Source organism: Geodermatophilus sp. SYSU D00691 (genome assembly GCF_054050275.1).
This window is the reverse complement of sequence record NZ_JBJGYZ010000006.1, coordinates 189,762-205,959: the sequence shown is the minus strand read 5'-3', so window position 1 is coordinate 205,959 and position 16,198 is coordinate 189,762. Positions and strand designations below refer to the sequence as shown.

General features: G+C 74.2%; 16 protein-coding genes. 2 read left to right on the top strand and 14 right to left on the bottom strand.

Features of this window, described 5'->3' with window-relative positions:
• Window positions 1-344: 344 nt before the first annotated feature.
• The 13 genes from tyrS to ACI797_RS06775 form a co-directional block, all read right to left on the bottom strand.
• Entirely contained in the window at window positions 345-1,628 is a 1,284-nt protein-coding gene (gene tyrS, locus ACI797_RS06835; RefSeq protein ID WP_456857843.1) for a tyrosine--tRNA ligase, read from the bottom strand.
• Window positions 1,625-2,254: a DNA-3-methyladenine glycosylase gene (locus ACI797_RS06830; RefSeq protein WP_456857847.1), complete on the bottom strand. Its 630-nt coding sequence runs from the start codon at window positions 2,252-2,254 to the stop codon at window positions 1,625-1,627. Before ACI797_RS06830 ends, tyrS begins: the two co-directional genes overlap by 4 nt.
• A gap of 14 nt (window positions 2,255-2,268) precedes the next feature.
• Window positions 2,269-3,705: an argininosuccinate lyase gene (gene argH / locus ACI797_RS06825; protein WP_456857841.1), complete on the bottom strand. Its 1,437-nt coding sequence runs from the start codon at window positions 3,703-3,705 to the stop codon at window positions 2,269-2,271.
• Window positions 3,702-4,904, bottom strand: a complete 1,203-nt coding sequence (locus ACI797_RS06820; RefSeq protein ID WP_456857840.1) for an argininosuccinate synthase — start codon at window positions 4,902-4,904, stop codon at window positions 3,702-3,704. Before ACI797_RS06820 ends, argH begins: the two co-directional genes overlap by 4 nt.
• Complete coding sequence (locus ACI797_RS06815) at window positions 4,901-5,437, bottom strand: arginine repressor (protein WP_456857839.1); 537 nt, start codon at window positions 5,435-5,437, stop codon at window positions 4,901-4,903. Before ACI797_RS06815 ends, ACI797_RS06820 begins: the two co-directional genes overlap by 4 nt.
• Window positions 5,434-6,375, bottom strand: a complete 942-nt coding sequence (gene argF, locus ACI797_RS06810) for an ornithine carbamoyltransferase (RefSeq protein ID WP_456857838.1) — start codon at window positions 6,373-6,375, stop codon at window positions 5,434-5,436. The genes ACI797_RS06815 and argF overlap by 4 nt, the downstream gene beginning before the upstream one ends.
• Window positions 6,372-7,559, bottom strand: coding sequence for an acetylornithine transaminase (locus tag ACI797_RS06805; RefSeq protein WP_456857837.1), 1,188 nt, complete (start codon window positions 7,557-7,559; stop codon window positions 6,372-6,374). The genes argF and ACI797_RS06805 overlap by 4 nt, the downstream gene beginning before the upstream one ends.
• A complete protein-coding gene (argB, locus tag ACI797_RS06800; protein WP_456857836.1) occupies window positions 7,556-8,539 on the bottom strand; it encodes an acetylglutamate kinase in 984 nt (327 codons plus the stop codon). Before argB ends, ACI797_RS06805 begins: the two co-directional genes overlap by 4 nt.
• On the bottom strand, window positions 8,536-9,687 hold the full coding sequence (gene argJ / locus ACI797_RS06795; protein ID WP_456857835.1) for a bifunctional glutamate N-acetyltransferase/amino-acid acetyltransferase ArgJ: 1,152 nt from the start codon (window positions 9,685-9,687) through the stop codon (window positions 8,536-8,538). The genes argB and argJ overlap by 4 nt, the downstream gene beginning before the upstream one ends.
• On the bottom strand, window positions 9,684-10,721 hold the full coding sequence (gene argC, locus ACI797_RS06790; RefSeq protein WP_456857834.1) for an N-acetyl-gamma-glutamyl-phosphate reductase: 1,038 nt from the start codon (window positions 10,719-10,721) through the stop codon (window positions 9,684-9,686). Before argC ends, argJ begins: the two co-directional genes overlap by 4 nt.
• A gap of 158 nt (window positions 10,722-10,879) precedes the next feature.
• Window positions 10,880-11,245: a nuclear transport factor 2 family protein gene (locus tag ACI797_RS06785; RefSeq protein WP_456857833.1), complete on the bottom strand. Its 366-nt coding sequence runs from the start codon at window positions 11,243-11,245 to the stop codon at window positions 10,880-10,882.
• Window positions 11,246-11,423: 178 nt separating this feature from the next.
• Window positions 11,424-11,843: a hypothetical protein gene (locus ACI797_RS06780; RefSeq protein ID WP_456857832.1), complete on the bottom strand. Its 420-nt coding sequence runs from the start codon at window positions 11,841-11,843 to the stop codon at window positions 11,424-11,426.
• A gap of 383 nt (window positions 11,844-12,226) precedes the next feature.
• Window positions 12,227-13,096, bottom strand: coding sequence for a hypothetical protein (locus ACI797_RS06775; protein WP_456857831.1), 870 nt, complete (start codon window positions 13,094-13,096; stop codon window positions 12,227-12,229).
• A 379-nt stretch (window positions 13,097-13,475) separates the two neighbouring features.
• On the opposite strand from ACI797_RS06775, the gene ACI797_RS06770 reads away from it, so the two are divergent.
• A complete protein-coding gene (locus tag ACI797_RS06770; RefSeq protein WP_456857830.1) occupies window positions 13,476-14,249 on the top strand; it encodes an MmyB family transcriptional regulator in 774 nt (257 codons plus the stop codon).
• Here the strand turns inward: ACI797_RS06770 and ACI797_RS06765 are convergent.
• Entirely contained in the window at window positions 14,238-15,308 is a 1,071-nt protein-coding gene (locus ACI797_RS06765) for an acyl-CoA desaturase (protein ID WP_456857829.1), read from the bottom strand. The genes ACI797_RS06770 and ACI797_RS06765 overlap by 12 nt on opposite strands.
• A gap of 114 nt (window positions 15,309-15,422) precedes the next feature.
• Here ACI797_RS06765 and ACI797_RS06760 point away from each other — a divergent pair, with 114 nt between their 5' ends.
• On the top strand, window positions 15,423-16,157 hold the full coding sequence (locus ACI797_RS06760) for a class I SAM-dependent DNA methyltransferase (protein ID WP_456857828.1): 735 nt from the start codon (window positions 15,423-15,425) through the stop codon (window positions 16,155-16,157).
• The last annotated feature ends 41 nt before the right edge of the window (window positions 16,158-16,198 follow it).

Here is a 16,198-nt window from a genome sequence, read left to right as displayed (position 1 = left end):
GCTAGCACTCTTGATGTCAATCAACCAAAGGAATCCCCACCCCAACCCGAAACGAGCCGGGGCATCGGGGGTTGTTACTTGGCACTGACTTTCGGCACGCTGTTGAGTTCTCAAGGAGCGGACGCGCAACAAACCAGCCCTTCCGGGCGTCGTCGTTGGCGGAAGTCCTACCCTACACCGCGACCGGTGGCCCCCTCCAGGGGCTCCCCGGCTGGCCTCCCGGCCCGCGCGGCGCACCAAGAAAGTTACGTGCCCCCGCAGGCGGTGTCAAACGAGGTGAGCGGTGACGCCCGACACCGTTCCGTAACTCGCGCAACACCCGTCCGACACGTGCTCGACGGCCGTCAGCCGACCCGCCGCTCCACCCCCGCGACCGACCGCTTGCCCCTGCGCAGCACCAGCCAGCCACCGGCCAGCCAGTTCGACTCGGCGGGCACGGCGTCGGCATCGGTGACGCGCTCGTTGTTCAGGTAGGCGCCGCCCTCCTTCACCGTGCGCCGGGCCTCCGACAGGCTGCCGACCAGGCCGGCGAGCTGGAAGAGGTGCGCGATGGTGGGCGTCTCCCCCTCGACGGTCACGTAGCCGGCCTCCCGCAGGGCGGCGCCGAGCGTGTCCGGGCCGAGGGTCGCCAGGTCGTCCCGCCCGAACAGCGCCCGGCCGGCGGCCTCCGCCTGGCGGAGCTCCTCGGGCCCGTGCACCAGCAGGGTCAGCTCCTCGGCCAGCGCCCGCTGCGGCGCGCGGGCCGCCGGCCGCTCGTGGGACTCCGCGATCAGCGCCTCGACCTCCTCGGCCGGCCGCTCGGAGAACAGGGGCAGCCACGCCCGGGCGTCGGCGTCGTCGGCGTTGAGCCAGAACTGGAAGAAGGCGTAGGGACTCGTCAGCACCGGGTCGAGCCAGATGCTGCCGCCCTCGCTCTTGCCGAACTTCGTGCCGTCGGACTTGGTGACCAGCGGGGTCGACAGGGCGTGGACCGACGCGCCCTCCGTCCGGCGGATGAGGTCGATGCCGGCCGTCAGGTTGCCCCACTGGTCCGAGCCGCCGCTCTGCAGGGTGACGCCACGGGTCTTGTACAGCTCCCAGTAGTCGTTGGCCTGCAGGATCTGGTAGCTGAACTCCGTGTAGCTGATGCCGGCCTCGGAGTTGAGCCGGGCCGACACCGCTTCCTTGGCCAGCATCCGGCTCACCCGGAAGTGCTTCCCGAGGTCGCGGAGCAGGCCGATCGCCGACAGCTGCGACGTCCAGGCGAGGTTGTCGACGTAGATCGGCTCGAGCAGCCCGTGCTCCCGCGCCGGCTCCTCGAGGAAGGGCGCGACCTGCTCACGGATGCGCGACACCCAGGTCTCCACCACCGAGGGGTCGTTGAGCTGCCGCTCGGCCGTGGGCCGGGGGTCGCCGATCAGGCCGGTCGCGCCACCCACCAGCACCACCGGCTGGTGGCCGTCGCGCTGCAGGGCGCGCAGCAGCATGAACTGCAGGAGGTGCCCGACGTGCAGGCTCGGCGCCGTGGGGTCGAAGCCGCAGTAGTACTTGACCGGCCGGTCCGCCTTGAGGTGCGCACGGAGCTCGTCCTCGTCGGTGCTCTGGGCGATGAGCCCCCGCCGGTGCAGCTCGTCGATCACGTCGCTCACGGAGCACCATCCTGCCCGCTGCGCCGCCCACGGCGCCCGCCACCCGCCCGGAAGGCGCTCACCGACGGCGCGCCGGTCTCCCAGAACCGCCACGGCAGGTCGGTGGCCACGCTGATGCCCACCCGCGGACCGACCGAGACCTCCGCCGGCGGCTCGCCGCGGTGCAGGCGCACGGACGACGACGGCGACAGCAGGTCGGCCGCCTTGTCGTCGGGCCCGATCCCCAGCGCCTGCGTCAACCGGGCCGGCCCGCGCGCCAGGTCGCGCGCCGTGCGGGCCGCCGGGCGGCGCGCCCGTGCCAGCGACTCCCCCACCACGACGTCCCCGGCCCGCAGCAGCACCGCCGACCCGATCCCGGGTGGGGCCACGACGACGTTGGCGCACCAGTGCACGCCGTAGCTGAAGTACACGTACAGCTTCCCCGGCGGGCCGAACATGATCTCGGCCCGCGGCGTGGGCCCGCGGTGCGAGTGCGCGGCGGGGTCCTCGCCCTGGCCGGAGTACGCCTCGACCTCGGTCAGCCGGACGCCGACGACGCCGTCGGGCCGGTCGGTCACCAGCCAGCAGCCGAGCAGCGCCGGGGCGACCTCCTCGGGGCGTCCCTCCAGCTCGGCCGCGGTGAGCAGCGGCCCCGGATCGCTCAGAGCGCGGCCGCCACGGGCGAGGACGTCGACCAGTCCGCGTGCTCGGTGGCCTGCGCCTCGAGCGCCGTGATCTGGCCGGCCACCCGCTCGGGCGCCGTCCCGCCGCGGGCCCTGCGGGCCGCCAGGGCGCCCGGCACCGACAGCACCGACCGCACCTCGGGGGTGAGCCGCTCGTCGATGCCGGCGAGCTGGTCGTCGTCGAGCTGGTCGAGCTCGAGGCCGGCCCGCTCGCAGAAGGCGACCATCTCCCCGCTGATCTCGTGCGCCGAGCGGAACGGCACGCCCTGCCGGACCAGCCACTCGGCGACGTCGGTCGCGAGCGCGAAGCCCTGCGGCGCGGCCGCCTCGAGCACCTCCGGGCGCAGGGTGAGCGTGGCGACCATCCCGGTCACCGCGGGGAGCAGGAGGAGCAGCTGCTCCATGGAGTCGAAGACCGGCTCCTTGTCCTCCTGCAGGTCGCGGTCGTAGGCCAGGGGCAGGCCCTTGAGCATGGTGAGCAGGCCGGTCAGGTTGCCGACGAAGCGGCCGGACTTGCCGCGGGCCAGCTCGGCGACGTCGGGGTTCTTCTTCTGCGGCATGATCGACGACCCGGTGGCCCAGGCGTCGTCGAGGCGGGCCCAGCCGAACTCCGTCGACGTCCAGAGCACGACCTCCTCCCCCAGCCGGGACAGGTGGACGCCGATCAGCGCGGCCGCGAAGCAGAACTCCGCGGCGAAGTCGCGGTCGCTGACCCCGTCGATGGAGTTGTCCGAGGCGCGGTCGAACCCGAGCTCGGCGGCGACCGCGTCGGGGTCCAGCGGCAGCGACGACCCGGCCAGGGCGCCGGAGCCGTAGGGGCTCACCGCGGCGCGGCGGTCCCAGTCGCGCAGCCGGTCGACGTCGCGGGCGAAGGCGTGCGCGTGCGCCAGCAGCTGATGGGCGATGAGCACCGGTTGGGCGTGCTGCAGGTGCGTCATGCCCGGTGCCGGGACGTCCTCGTAGCGCTGGGCCAGGCCGATCAGCGCGTACTCCAGCGACGCCAGCTCGCCGACCAGCGCCCGCACCGTGTGGCGCAGGTACAGCCGCAGGTCGGTGGCGATCTGGTCGTTGCGGCTGCGGCCGGCGCGCAGCTTGCCGCCGAGGGTGCCGAGCTTCTCGGTCAGGCCCCGCTCGAGGGCCTCGTGCACGTCCTCGTCGGACTCGACGGCGGTGAAGGTGCCAGCGGCGACCTCGGCGGAGAGCTCGTGCAGCGCGCCGAGCATCTGCTCCAGCTCGTCGTCGGTGAGCAGCCCGGCCCGGTGCAGCACCCGGGCGTGCGCGCGGGAACCGGCCAGGTCGTAGGGCGCGAGCTTCCAGTCGAAGTGGGTCGACCTGGACAGCGCGGCCATGGCCGGCGACGGGCCGCCGCCGAAGCGGCCGCCCCACAGCCGGGTCTGCGACGTCTCCGCGGTCATGCGCCCACCCGCTGGTCCCGGGCGGCCGCCAGCCTCGACGGCATCCCCCACAGCTGCACGAAGCCCTTGGCCAGGCCCTGGTCGAAGGTGTCGCCGGTGTCGTAGGTGGCCAGGGAGAAGTCGTAGAGCGACCGGTCGCTGCGCCGTCCGGTCACGGTGGCCCGGCCGCCGTGCAGGGTCATCCGGATCTCGCCGGTGACGTGCTGCTGCGACTCGGCGATGAAGGCGTCCAGCGCCCGCTTGAGCGGGGAGAACCACAGGCCGTCGTAGACCAGTTCGGCCCAGCGCTGGCCCACGGTCCGCTTGAACCGGGCCAGGTCGCGCTCGACGGTGACGTTCTCCAGCTCCTGGTGCGCGGTGATCAGCGTGATCGCGCCGGGCGCCTCGTAGACCTCGCGGCTCTTGATGCCGACCAGGCGGTCCTCGACCATGTCCAGCCGGCCGACGCCCTGGGCGCCGGCGCGGCGGTTGAGCTCCTCGATCGCCTGCAGCACGGTGACCGGGCGGCCGTCGATCGAGGTCGGGACGCCGGCGGTGAAGCCGATCGTCACCTCGTCGGGGTCCCGCGGCACGGCCGGGTCCTGGGTGTACTCGTAGACGTCCTCGACCGGCCCGTTCCAGATGTCCTCGAGGAACCCGGTCTCCACGGCGCGGCCCCACACGTTCTGGTCGATCGAGTAGGGCGACTTCTTGGTGGTGGCGATCGGCAGCCCGCGCTCCTCGGCGAAGACGATGGCCTTGTCGCGGGTCATGCCGGAGTCGCGGACCGGCGCCAGCACCCGCAGGTCGGGGGCGAGCGCGCCGATGCCGACCTCGAAGCGCACCTGGTCGTTGCCCTTGCCGGTGCAGCCGTGGGCGACCGTCGAGGCGCCGTGGTGCTTCGCGGCGGCGACGAGGTGCTTGGCGATCAGCGGCCGGGACAGCGCCGAGACCAGCGGGTAGCGGTCCATGTAGAGGGCGTCGGCCTGCAGCGCCGGCAGGCAGAACTCGTCGGCGAACTCGTCCCGCACGTCCGCGACGATCGACTCGACCGCCCCGCAGTCCAGGGCGCGCTGCCGGATCACCTCCATGTCCTCGCCGCCCTGGCCGACGTCGCCGGCGACGGCGATCACCTCGGCGCCGGTCTCCTCGGCGATCCAGCCGATGGCCACGGACGTGTCCAGGCCACCGGAGTAGGCCAGGACCACACGGTCTGTCACGGTGTGCTCTCTTCCAGGTCGTTCTTGAGCTCGGGGTAGACGGCCGGCGTCCGCTCGGCGAGCGCGCGCAGCCGGTCGGCCAGGGCCGGACCGCCGTCGGGCTGCCGGGAGATCACCAGCACGGTGTCGTCGCCGGCGATGGTGCCGAGGACGCCGGGCAGGCCGACCTTGTCCATGGCGGAGGCGAGGAACTGCGCGGCGCCCGGGGGCGTGCGCAGCACCGCCAGGTTGGCGCTGCCCTCGGCGCTGGTCAGCAGGTCGGCCAGCAGCCGGGTGAGGCGGGCGGGCGCGGTCTGCGCCGGGCGGAGCGGGGCGTTCTCCGGGGGCAGCACGTAGGACGCCGGGGCGCCGTCCGAGCCGCGCAGCTTCACCGCGCCCAGGTCCTCCAGGTCGCGCGAGAGCGTGGCCTGGGTGACCTCGATGCCGCCCTCGGCGAGCAGCGCGGCCAGCTGCGTCTGCGAGGTGACCGGCTGTGCCTCGATCAGCTCGCGGATGCGGGCCTGCCGCGCGCTGCGCGTGAGGGCCGACGTCATCGGGACAGCAGCCAGGCGAGCAGCGCCTTCTGGGCGTGCAGCCGGTTCTCGGCCTCGTCCCACACCGCGCTCTGCGGCCCGTCGACCACCGCGGCGGCGATCTCCTTGCCGCGGTAGGCGGGCAGGCAGTGCAGCACGACGGCGTCGTCCGCCGCCCGGTCCAGCGCCGCTTCGTCCAGCGCGTACGGCAGGAACGGCGCGACCCGCGCGTCGTACTCGTCCTCCTGCCCCATCGACACCCACGTGTCGGTGGCGACGACGTCGGCGCCGTCGACCGCGGCCGCCGGGTCGGCGGTCCACTGCACCGAGCCGCCGGTCTCGGCGGCGATCTCGGCCGCCCGCTTGAGGACGGCGGGGTCGGGCTGGAACTCCTCCGGCGAGCCGATCCGCACGTGCATGCCGGCCGTCGCGCCGCCCAGCAGGTAGGAGTGCGCCATGTTGTTGGCGCCGTCGCCGAGGTAGGTCAGCGACCGGCCGGCCAGGCCGCCCTTGCGCTCCACGACCGTCTGCAGGTCGGCCAGGACCTGGCACGGGTGGTACAGGTCGGTGAGCGCGTTGACCACGGGCACGCGGCTGACCGCGGCCATGGCCTCGAGCCGGCCCTGGCCGAAGGTGCGCCACACGATCGCGGCGACCTGCCGGTCGAGCACGCGGGTGGTGTCCTCCACCGGCTCCCCGCGGCCGAGCTGGCTGGTGCCGGCGTCGATCACCAGCGGGTAGCCGCCGAGCTCGGCGACGCCGACCGAGAAGGACACCCGGGTGCGGGTGGAGGGCTTGTCGAACAGGACGGCGACGGCGCGCGGCACGCCGTTCGGTGCGGCCAGCGGGGTGGGCGCCCCGGCGGTGTGCCGGGTGCGCTTGAGCTCGGCGGCCAGCGCCAGCACCTCGGCCTGCTCGGCCGGGGTCAGGTCGTCGTCCTTGAGGAAGTGCCGGGTCACCGTGCGGTCTCCAGGGCCGTGTCGAGGGCGGCCGGCAGGGCGGCGACGAACGCGTCGACCTGCTGGTCGGTGAGCACCAGGGACGGCGCCAGGCGCAGCACCCCCGGCGCGACGGCGTTGGCGAGGAAGCCGGCCGCTCGCAGCTCGGTCTCGAGCGCGGCGGCGACGTCGGCGGTGAGGACGACGCCGAGCAGCGCGCCCCTCCCCCGCACCCCGCCGACGCCGGCGTGGCCGAGGCCCTCGATGCCGGCGGTGAACCGGTGCTCGAGCTCCTTGGCCCGCTCGAGCAGGCCCTCGTCGCGGATGGTGTCGAGCACGGCCAGGGCCGCGGCGGCGGCGATCGGGTTGCCGCCGAACGTGGAGCCGTGCGAGCCGGCGGTGAGCAGGTCGGCCGCCTCGCCGAAGGCCAGCATCGCGCCCAGCGGCAGCCCGCCGCCCAGCGACTTGGCCAGGGTGATGACGTCGGGCTGCAGGCCGTCGGCCTGGTGGGCGAACCAGTGGCCGGTGCGGCCGGTGCCGGTCTGCACCTCGTCGACGGCGAACAGCGCACCCGCCGCCGACGCGGCCGCCGCCGCGGCCCCCAGGTAGCCGGCCGGGGCCGGGACGACGCCGCCCTCGCCGAGCACCGGCTCGAGCAGCACCATCGCCGTCTGCCCGGAGACGGTGGCCGCCAGCGCCTCGGCGTCGCCGTAGGGCACGTACCGCACCCCGCCGGGCAGCGGGGCGAAGGCGGCCGCCTTGGACGGCTGCCCGGTGAGCGCCAGCGCGCCCATCGTGCGGCCGTGGAAGGCGCCCTCGGCGGTGACCACCTCGGGCTTGCCGGTGAGCCGGCTGAGCTTGAAGGCGGCCTCGTTGGCCTCGGCGCCGGAGTTGCAGAAGAAGACCCGCCCGGGCCGGCCGGCCAGCTCGAGCAGCCGCTCGGCCAGCGCCACGCCCGGCTCGTGCATCGCCAGGTTGGAGACGTGCCCGAGCGTCGCCGCCTGCCGGGTGATCGCCTCGACGACCTTCGGGTGCGCGTGGCCGAGGATCGTCGTCGCGATGCCGCCGAGCAGGTCGGTGTACTCGCGGCCGTCGACGTCCCAGACCGTCGCCCCGGCGCCGCGGGCGAGCGCGACCGGCGGGGTCTTGTAGTTGCTCATCATCACGGCCGACCAGCGGGTGGCCAGCTCCTCCGTGTGCGTCACCGACCACCCTCCTTCCCGGCGGGGACGACCATCGTCCCGGTGCCCTCGGTCGTGAACATCTCCAGCAGCAGGGCGTGCGGCATCCGCCCGTCGACGACCGTCGCGCGGTTCACCCCGCCCTCCACCGCCCGCAGGCAGGCGGCCATCTTCGGGATCATCCCGGCGTCGAGGTCGGGCAGGATCTCGGCCAGCTCGGCGGCGTCGACCTGCTGCACCAGCGAGTCGCGGTCGGGCCAGTCGGCGTAGAGCCCCTCGACGTCGGTCAGGACGACGAGCTTCACCGCGCCCAGCGCCACGGCCACCGCGGCGGCCGCGGTGTCGGCGTTGACGTTGTGCACGACGCCGTCCTTGTCCGGCGCGACGCTGGCCACGACGGGGATGTGCCCGGTCTCGAGCAGCGCGGTGATCGGCGTCGGGTCGACCGCGACGACGTCGCCCACCAGGCCGATGTCGACCGGCTCGCCGTCGACGACCGCCGCGGTGCGCTCGGCGGTGAACAGCCCGCCGTCCTCCCCGGACAGGTGCACGGCCAGCGAGCCGTGCTGGTTGATCAGGCCGACGATGTCGGGCCCGACCTGGCCGGTGAGCACCATCCGGACCACGTCGATCGTCTCGGGGGTGGTGACCCGCAGCCCGCCGCGGAACTCGCTGCTGATGCCGAGCCGGGTGAGCATCTCGGTGATGTGCGGGCCGCCGCCGTGCACCACGACGGGGTGGATCCCGCAGGTGCGCAGGAAGACCATGTCCTCGGCGAAGGCGCGGCGGCACTCCTCGTCGACCATGGCGTGGCCGCCGTACTTCACGACGACGACGTTGCCGTGGAACTCCTTGAGCCACGGCAGCGCACCGGTGAGGACGGCGACCTTCAGCGCGTCGCCCGCGGGGTCGTGCGTGCGCATCTTGCGGGTGGTGCCGATCCGCGGCTTCGGCGGGACGACGTCGACGGGGACGTCGGGCGGGGTGGGGTCCTGAGCGGTCATGTGGAGTACGCCGAGTTCTCGTGCACGTAGGCGAGGGACAGGTCGTTGGTCCAGATCGTCGCCTGCTCGGTACCCGCGTCCAGGTCGACGTCGATGGTGATCGCGCGGCCGGTGAGGTCGACGCCCTCGCGCGGGTCGCCGATCGCCCCGCCCCGGCAGACGGTGACGCCGTTGATGGTGACGTCCACCCGGTCGGGCTCGAACGCGGCGTCGGTGGTCCCGATCGCGGCGAGCACCCGGCCCCAGTTGGGGTCGTTGCCGAACAGCGCCGTCTTGAGCAGGTTGTTGCGGGCGCAGGCGCGCCCGGCGGTGAGCGCGTCCTGCACGCTGGCCGCGCCGCGGACGGTGATCGCGATGTCCTTGGTCGAGCCCTCGGCGTCGGCCAGCAGCTGCATGGCCAGGTCGGCGGCGGCGGCGGTGAGGGCGGCGGTGAGCTCCTCCTCCGACGGCGTCACCCCGCCGGCGCCGTTGGCCATGACGACGACGGTGTCGTTGGTGGACAGGCAGCCGTCGGAGTCGACCCGCTCGACGCTGACGCTCGTGGCCGCCTCCAGCGCCCGCTGCAGGACGTCGGGGTCCACGACCGCGTCGGTGGTGAGGACGACGAGCATGGTGGCCAGGCTCGGGGCGAGCATGCCGGCGCCCTTGGCCATGCCGCCGACGGTCCAGCCGTCCCGCTCCTGCACCGTCGTCTTCGGCACGGTGTCGGTGGTCATGATCGCCCGCGCGGCGTCCGGCCCGCCGTCGGCGGAGAGCGCCTTCACCGCGTCGGTGACGCCGGCCAGCAGCTTGACCATCGGCAGCCGGACGCCGATCAGGCCGGTGCTCGCCACCGCGACGTCGATGGCGCCCAGCCCCAGCTCCGCGGCGACGTGCTCGGCGGTGGCGTGGGTGTCCTGGAAGCCCTCGGGTCCGGTGCAGGCGTTGGCGCCGCCGGAGTTGAGCACGACGGCGCGCAGCCGGCCGCCGCTGAGCACCTGGCGGCTCCACTGCACCGGCGCGGCCGGGAAGCGGTTGGTGGTGAAGACGGCGGCCGCGGCGTCGTCCGGGCCGTCGTTGACGACCAGCGCGACGTCCCTGTCGCCGCTGGACTTCAGCCCGGCGGCGACGCCGGCGGCCCGGAAGCCCTGCGGGGCGGTGACGCTCACGGCGCCACCCCCACGACCGGCAGGCCGGTGGTCTCCGGCAGGCCGAGGGCCAGGTTGGCGCACTGGATCGCCGCTCCCCCGGTGCCCTTGGTGAGGTTGTCGACGGCGGCGACGACGACCAGCCGGCCGGCGTCGGCGTCGACGGCGACCTGCAGCGCGACGGTGTTCGCGCCGAGCACCTGCGCCGTGGTGGGCCACTGTCCCTCCGGCAGCAGGTGCACGAACGGCTCGTCGGCGTAGGCCTTGGCGTAGGCGGCGCGGGCGGCCTCGGCGTCGGTGCCCGGCGTCAGCGGCGCCGAGCAGGTGGCGAGGATGCCCCGGCTCATCGGCACCAGCGTCGGGGTGAAGCTCACGGTGACCGGCCCGCCGGCGGCCTGGCCCAGGTTCTGCACCATCTCGGGCGTGTGCCGGTGCACCCCGCCGACGCCGTAGGCGCTGGCCGAGCCCATGACCTCGCTGCCCAGCAGGTGCGGCTTGGCCGACCTGCCGGCGCCGCTGGTGCCGCTGGCGGCGACCACGACGACGTCGGGCTCCACCAGGCCGGCGGCGAGCGCCGGGGCCATCGCCAGGGTCACCGACGTCGGGTAGCAGCCGGGGACGGCGATCCGCCGGGCGTTCCTGAGCTGCTCGCGCCGGCCGGGCAGTTCGGGCAGGCCGTACGGCCAGGTGCCGGCGTGCTCGCCGCCGTACCAGCGGGCCCAGGCCGCCGGGTCGTTCAGCCGGTGGTCGGCGCCGCAGTCGATGACCAGGGTGTCGTCGGGCAGCTGCGCGGCGATCGCGGCCGACTCGCCGTGCGGCAGCGCCAGGACGACGACGTCGTAGCCGGCCAGGTCCTCGGCGGCGCTGGGCCGCACCTCGAGGTCGGCGAAGGGCAGCAGGTGGGGCTGCAGCTCCCCCAGGCGTCGGCCGGCGCTGGAATTGGCGTGCACCCCGGCCAGGCGGAGGTACGGGTGCCCGGCCAGCAGCCGGCACACCTCCCCGCCCGCGTACCCGGTGGCGCCGGTGACCCCGACCGTCCACGTCCGCCCTGTCATCTGCATGACCATACACAGTCATGCATAGCCGTTCATCGGCGGGGGGTCGGCGCCGTCCTCCCCCGCCGTAACGGCTCCTCCCGCACGCTGCAGCACGAGGGAGGAGCCGCCGGGATCAGGTTCCCTGATCGTGGCTGTGTTGGGGATAACGGTCGCACTCAGTGCTGCGGGACGCGGTCGAGGAAGCCGAGCACCGTCCGCAGCCGGCCGTTCCCGTCGGTCACCGCGACGTCGGAGCCGGCGATCGGCGCCGGCTGCCCCGCCGGGCCCAGCTCCCAGGAGAACCGCAGCTGGTCGTGGTGCCCGTCGACCGGGCCCTCCAGCCGGAAGACGAAGCCGGGGAACCGCTCCTGCACCGCGCCGATCGTGGCGGCGATGCCCTCGGGACCGGTCACGTCCACCAGGGGGTCGACGTAGCGGGCGTCGGCGGTCCACAGCTCGGCCACCGCGCGGCGGCGGGCGTCGGCGTCGGTCTCGTTCCAGGCGGCGATGTAGCGCTCGGCGAGGGTGGTGTAGTCGCTCACGGGTCCGTCCTCTCGGGTCCGCCGCCCCGGTGGCGGCGCTGCGGAGAACCGTGGCCTGACGGGGGACGCGGGTCGATTACCTCCGAGGTAAGCGCGCCTGGCATCTCCGTCCCCGTGGCACCACCCGTGGCTCGGGGTCCGTGTAGCGCACGGGCCCTGTGCGCGGCGGGATCGCCGTCTACTGGGACCCGGTCGAAGGGGACGTGCTCGTCGTTGCGCTCGATTCGCCGGGCTCGGTGTCGGTGTCGGGCAAGGGGGCCGGGTTCCCGTTGGGTCCGCCCTCCTCCGACTCTCCGACGACGAGCAGGCCGCGGCCGGTCCTCGCGCCGGCCAAGGAGAGATCGCCGCGGTACTCCCCCGCCTCCGGCGGGGTCGCGATGATCGTCACCTTGCAGGGAGGACCGGGAAAAGTCGCGCCCGTGCAGGTCTCATCGGCCAAGCGGAAGGCATCTCCCGTCACCGTCACTCCGGTGATCTCCGTCTCGTCGACGAAGTCGCTGATCGCGCCGACCTGCAGCTGCCGCGAGACAGAGGTTCCTGTGGACGTGCGGCCGAAGTCGAAGGGAGGCAGCCCGCTGAAGGACGCGCCGATGACCACGTCATTTTCCGTCGTCGGCCCGCTGTCGCTCGTTCCTCCACTCCCGCCACCACTGCTGCTGCTACTGCCGGTATGGCCACTGCTGGTGCTGCCGCCGCCGCCCGTGCCGCCACCGCTGCTGCCGCTGCTCCCGCTGCCACCCGTGCCGCCGGTGCTCCCGCTGCCACCGGCACCGGTGGGCGCCGCACTCGTCCCGGCACTCCCACTGCCGCTACTGGTACCGGCACTGCTGCTACTGCCGTCGTCACCGCTGCCATCGCCCCCCGGAGTCGTGGCCGTGGAGGCACTCTGGTGAGCATCGCCCGCTCGGTCGCCGTGACCACAGGAAACCGAAACCAACACCAGCACCACGGCGAGAACGAGGCCATCTCGGCGCACGATCATCACGAACCTCCAGGGGCGAACTCGACCCGGATGTCGGGACCATCACGGAGAACCACGACTCTGCCGGTAGCCGGGGCCCAATCCTCGGGAAGCAGGAAGTACTTGCCGTCCGACCGGATGAGCAGCCTGAATCGGTCATACCGGTAGCGGTAACGCCCGTCTTCTCCGGAATCGAGCCATTCCGTCGTCGTGACGGCCGGGTCGATGGCGAGCGGGCGCTCGCTGTAGACGGTCACGCTCGGCTGCGCCCGGAGCGACGTGGCAAGCAGCTGGGCGCGACCACGGCCGAGCGCGTCCGCGTAGAGAGACGCTGCCCAGAAGAGGCTCACGACGACGAGGCCGCCAACCGCGATCATGCTGGTCTGCGCGGCTCGCGTGATCGGGGCCTCGCGCGGACGTAGCCACTGCGCCGCGTACGCCGCGAGCAGGGAACCGGTAGCCAGCAGCGTCGGAGGGAGGAGATACCAGTCCAACGGCGGAGGCAGGGCACGGAAGACGCCGAACGCTCCTGTGGCAGCGAGCAGGACGCCGCAGAAGACGACCACTCCGACGCCCCGGCGGACGGTCGTCGCCGCACCCCACCTGTCGACCAGGCGATGCGCACCGGCGTCCACCGCCACACAGGTCAGCACCGCGAAGAACAGCACGATGAGCGGGACGACGCCTGCCTCGACGCCTCGGATCAGGTAGTCCGTGGTGGAGAAGCCCAACGTGCCCGTGCCCAGGCCGAAGTAGCCCGCTCGGGCGTCCACCAGCTCGAAGCCGAACCAGAACAGCAGTGCGGTGATCAGCGTCGTCGGCGGCACGACGACGGACAGCAACTCCAAGGCACGCCCGGTACGGCCGTCATGGGCGGAGGCGGCGGCCATCCGCCCATGGCCCGCCAACCTGCCCGAGGCCGAGGTGGTCCTGCGTCTCGGTCCCACGTCGCGGGAGGGCATCACGCCTCGTTCTGCACGTCGGGCGGATCAGGACGGAGCACGGACCGGCCCGTCGCGGGCAGCGAGGTCGGCTGCACCGCGGTGCAGCGCTGTTGACGCGTCCACGGACAACTCCCGGCGGGGTGGGCACTCGAGTCTCGCTGCGTCGCGTCACCACAACGTCACCCCCCAGGTGGCCACGGGAGACCACGCGCGCGCTGTCCCCCCTCGGAGACGCACCGCGGGGCGCAGCTCACCGGTGAGATCGACCCGGCAGTTACCTCCGAGGTAAGCGACGGGCGGACGGCGGCGTCCTACGGTCGGCGCCATGACGACGACGTCCCCGCCGGTGGGGCACCTGCTGCGCAGCTGGCGCCGGCGCCGCCGGCTCTCCCAGCTCGACCTGTCCAGCGAGGCCGGCGTGTCGGCCCGCCACCTGTCGTTCGTCGAGACCGGCCGGGCGCAGCCGAGCCGCGAGATGGTGCTGCACCTGGCCGAGCAGCTCGAGGTGCCCCTGCGCGCCCGCAACGAGCTGCTGGTCGCGGCCGGCTACGCCCCGGTCTACGGCCGCCGGGAACTGGACGCCCCCGACATGGCCGCCGTCCGCACCGCGCTCGCCACCGTGCTGGCCGCGTACGACCCGTTCCCCGCCGTGGTGGTCGACCGCGGCTGGCACCTGGTCGCCGGCAACGCCGGCGTCGCGCTGCTCACGACCGGCGTCGACCCGCGGCTGCTCGAGCCGCCGGTCAACGTGCTCCGGCTCTCGCTGCACCCCGACGGCATGGCCCCGCGGATCCGCAACCTCCCCCAGTGGCGGGCGCACGTGCTGCACCGGCTCGGCCGCGAGGCCCGCCTGTCGGGCGACCCGGCGCTGGCGGCGCTGCACCGCGAGCTGTCGCTGCTGCCCGGCGGCCTCGACCCCCGCCCCCCGGACGGCATCGCCGTCCCCCTGCGGATCCGGGCCGGGGACGACGAGCTGTCGTTCCTGTCCACCGTCACCACGTTCGGGACGGCGGTCGACCTCACCGCCGCCGAGGTGAGCATCGAGGCGTTCCTGCCCGCCGACGAGCACACCGCCGCGGCCGTGCGCTCAGCGCGCTGACCGGAGCGCCGCGGTCAGCGGGCACTGCGCGGCGTCGCGCGCCCCGATGCCCACCCGGTCCAGGTACCGCACGACCCGGCCGAGCGCCTCGACCAGCCCGGCCTCGGTGTACGGCACCCCCTTCTCGGCGCAGTAGGCCCGCACGACCGGCTGCGCCCGGCGCAGGTTGGGCCGCGGCATGCTCGGGAAGAGGTGGTGCTCGACCTGCAGGTTCAGCCCGCCCATGAGCAGGTCGACGCCCCGGCCGCCGCGGATGTTGCGCGACATCAGCACCTGCCGGCGCAGGAAGTCCACCCGCGCGCCGGGCGGCACGACCGGCATGCCGACGTGGTTGACCACGAACGTCCCGCCGAGCAGCAGCCCGAAGACGGCGAGCTGGACGGCGAGGAACGCGACCGCGAGGCCGAGGGGCAGCGCGGCCAGCACCAGCACCGGGAAGCCCACGAGCCGGACGGCGAGCAGCGCCGCCTCGGCGGGGTGCCGCTCCCGCAGCACGTGCCGGACGGCGCCGCGGTGCAGCGCCAGCCCCTCGAGCAGCAGCAGCGGGAACAGCAGCCGGCCCTGGCGCGCGGCGAACCACGCCCGCCGGCCGCCGGCCGCCCGGGCCGCCGCGCCGTCCTCCGGGGTGAAGACGACGACGTCGGGCGCGATGTCGGGATCGGCGCCCCGCTTGTTCGGGTTGGCGTGGTGCCGGCTGTGCTTGCGCTGCCACCAGCCGGCGCTCAGGCCCAGCACCAGGTTCGACAGCACCAGCGCGGCCCGCTGGTTGGCCCGCGGCGAGGCGAACACCTGCTGGTGCGCCGCGTCGTGGGCCAGGTAGCCGACCTGCGCGAGCAGGAGACCGAGCGCCGCGGCCACCGCCAGCTGCCACCAGGAGGGCCCGAGGAGCACCGCCGCCGTCCCCACCGCGGCGAACCCGGCGGCCAGGACGGCGGCGCGCAGCGCGTACGCCGACGGCCGGCGGCGCAGCAATCCGGCCTCCCGCACCCGCCGCGCGAGCTCGGTGTAGTCGTGGACCTGGCGGTCGCGGGCACGGGCGGGCGGGGCGGCGGTCGGCATGCCTCGACCCTCCGGCCCGGGGGCCCGCCGGGCGATGGGGCCACCACCCCGGTCCGGGGTCGGGCCAGCCCCACTCCCCGGGTAGCGGACCGCCGCCGCGGGGTACCCGCGGGCATGGCCGACGGCTTCGACCCCTCCGCGTACGGCTCGCACATCGCCGCCGTGTACGACGACCTCTACGCCGACCTGTCCCCCGACGCGGCCGTGCGCCGCATCGCCGACCTCGCCGCCGGCGGCCCGGTGCTCGAGCTCGGCATCGGCACCGGGCGGATCGCCCTGCCGCTGGCGGCCACCGGGCTGACCGTCGACGGCATCGACGGCTCCCCCGAGATGGTCGAGCAGCTGCGCCGGCGCCCCGGTGGCGCGGACCTGCGCGTGGAGATCGGCGACTTCGCGTCGGCCACCACGGGCCGGCGCTACGCCGTCGTCGTCCTGGCCTTCAACACGATCAACGCCCTGCCCTCGCAGGAGGCCCAGGTCGCGACGTTCGCCAACGCGGCGGCGCACCTGCAGGCCGGCGGCGCCTTCGTGGTGGAGAACTGGGTGCCCGACCTGGCCGCGTTCCACGACAACCGCGCCGTCCGGGTGCACGAGGTCGGCGAGGAGCGGGTGGTCATCGACGTGGCGGAGCTGCACCCGGCGGAGCAGCGCATGACGACGACCAAGCTCGCGTTCACCGGCGGGCGGGTGCGGCTGCTGCCGGCCGACCACCGCTACGTCTGGCCGGCCGAGCTCGACCTCATGGCCCGGCTGGCCGGTCTGCACCTCGAGCACCGCTGGGCCGGCTGGGACGGCGGGCCGTTCACCGACGACAGCAGGGCCTACGTGGCGGTCTACCGCAAGGGATGAGCCGGATCCGTCTCGACAGCTCCCGCGGCGCCGCTGAGACT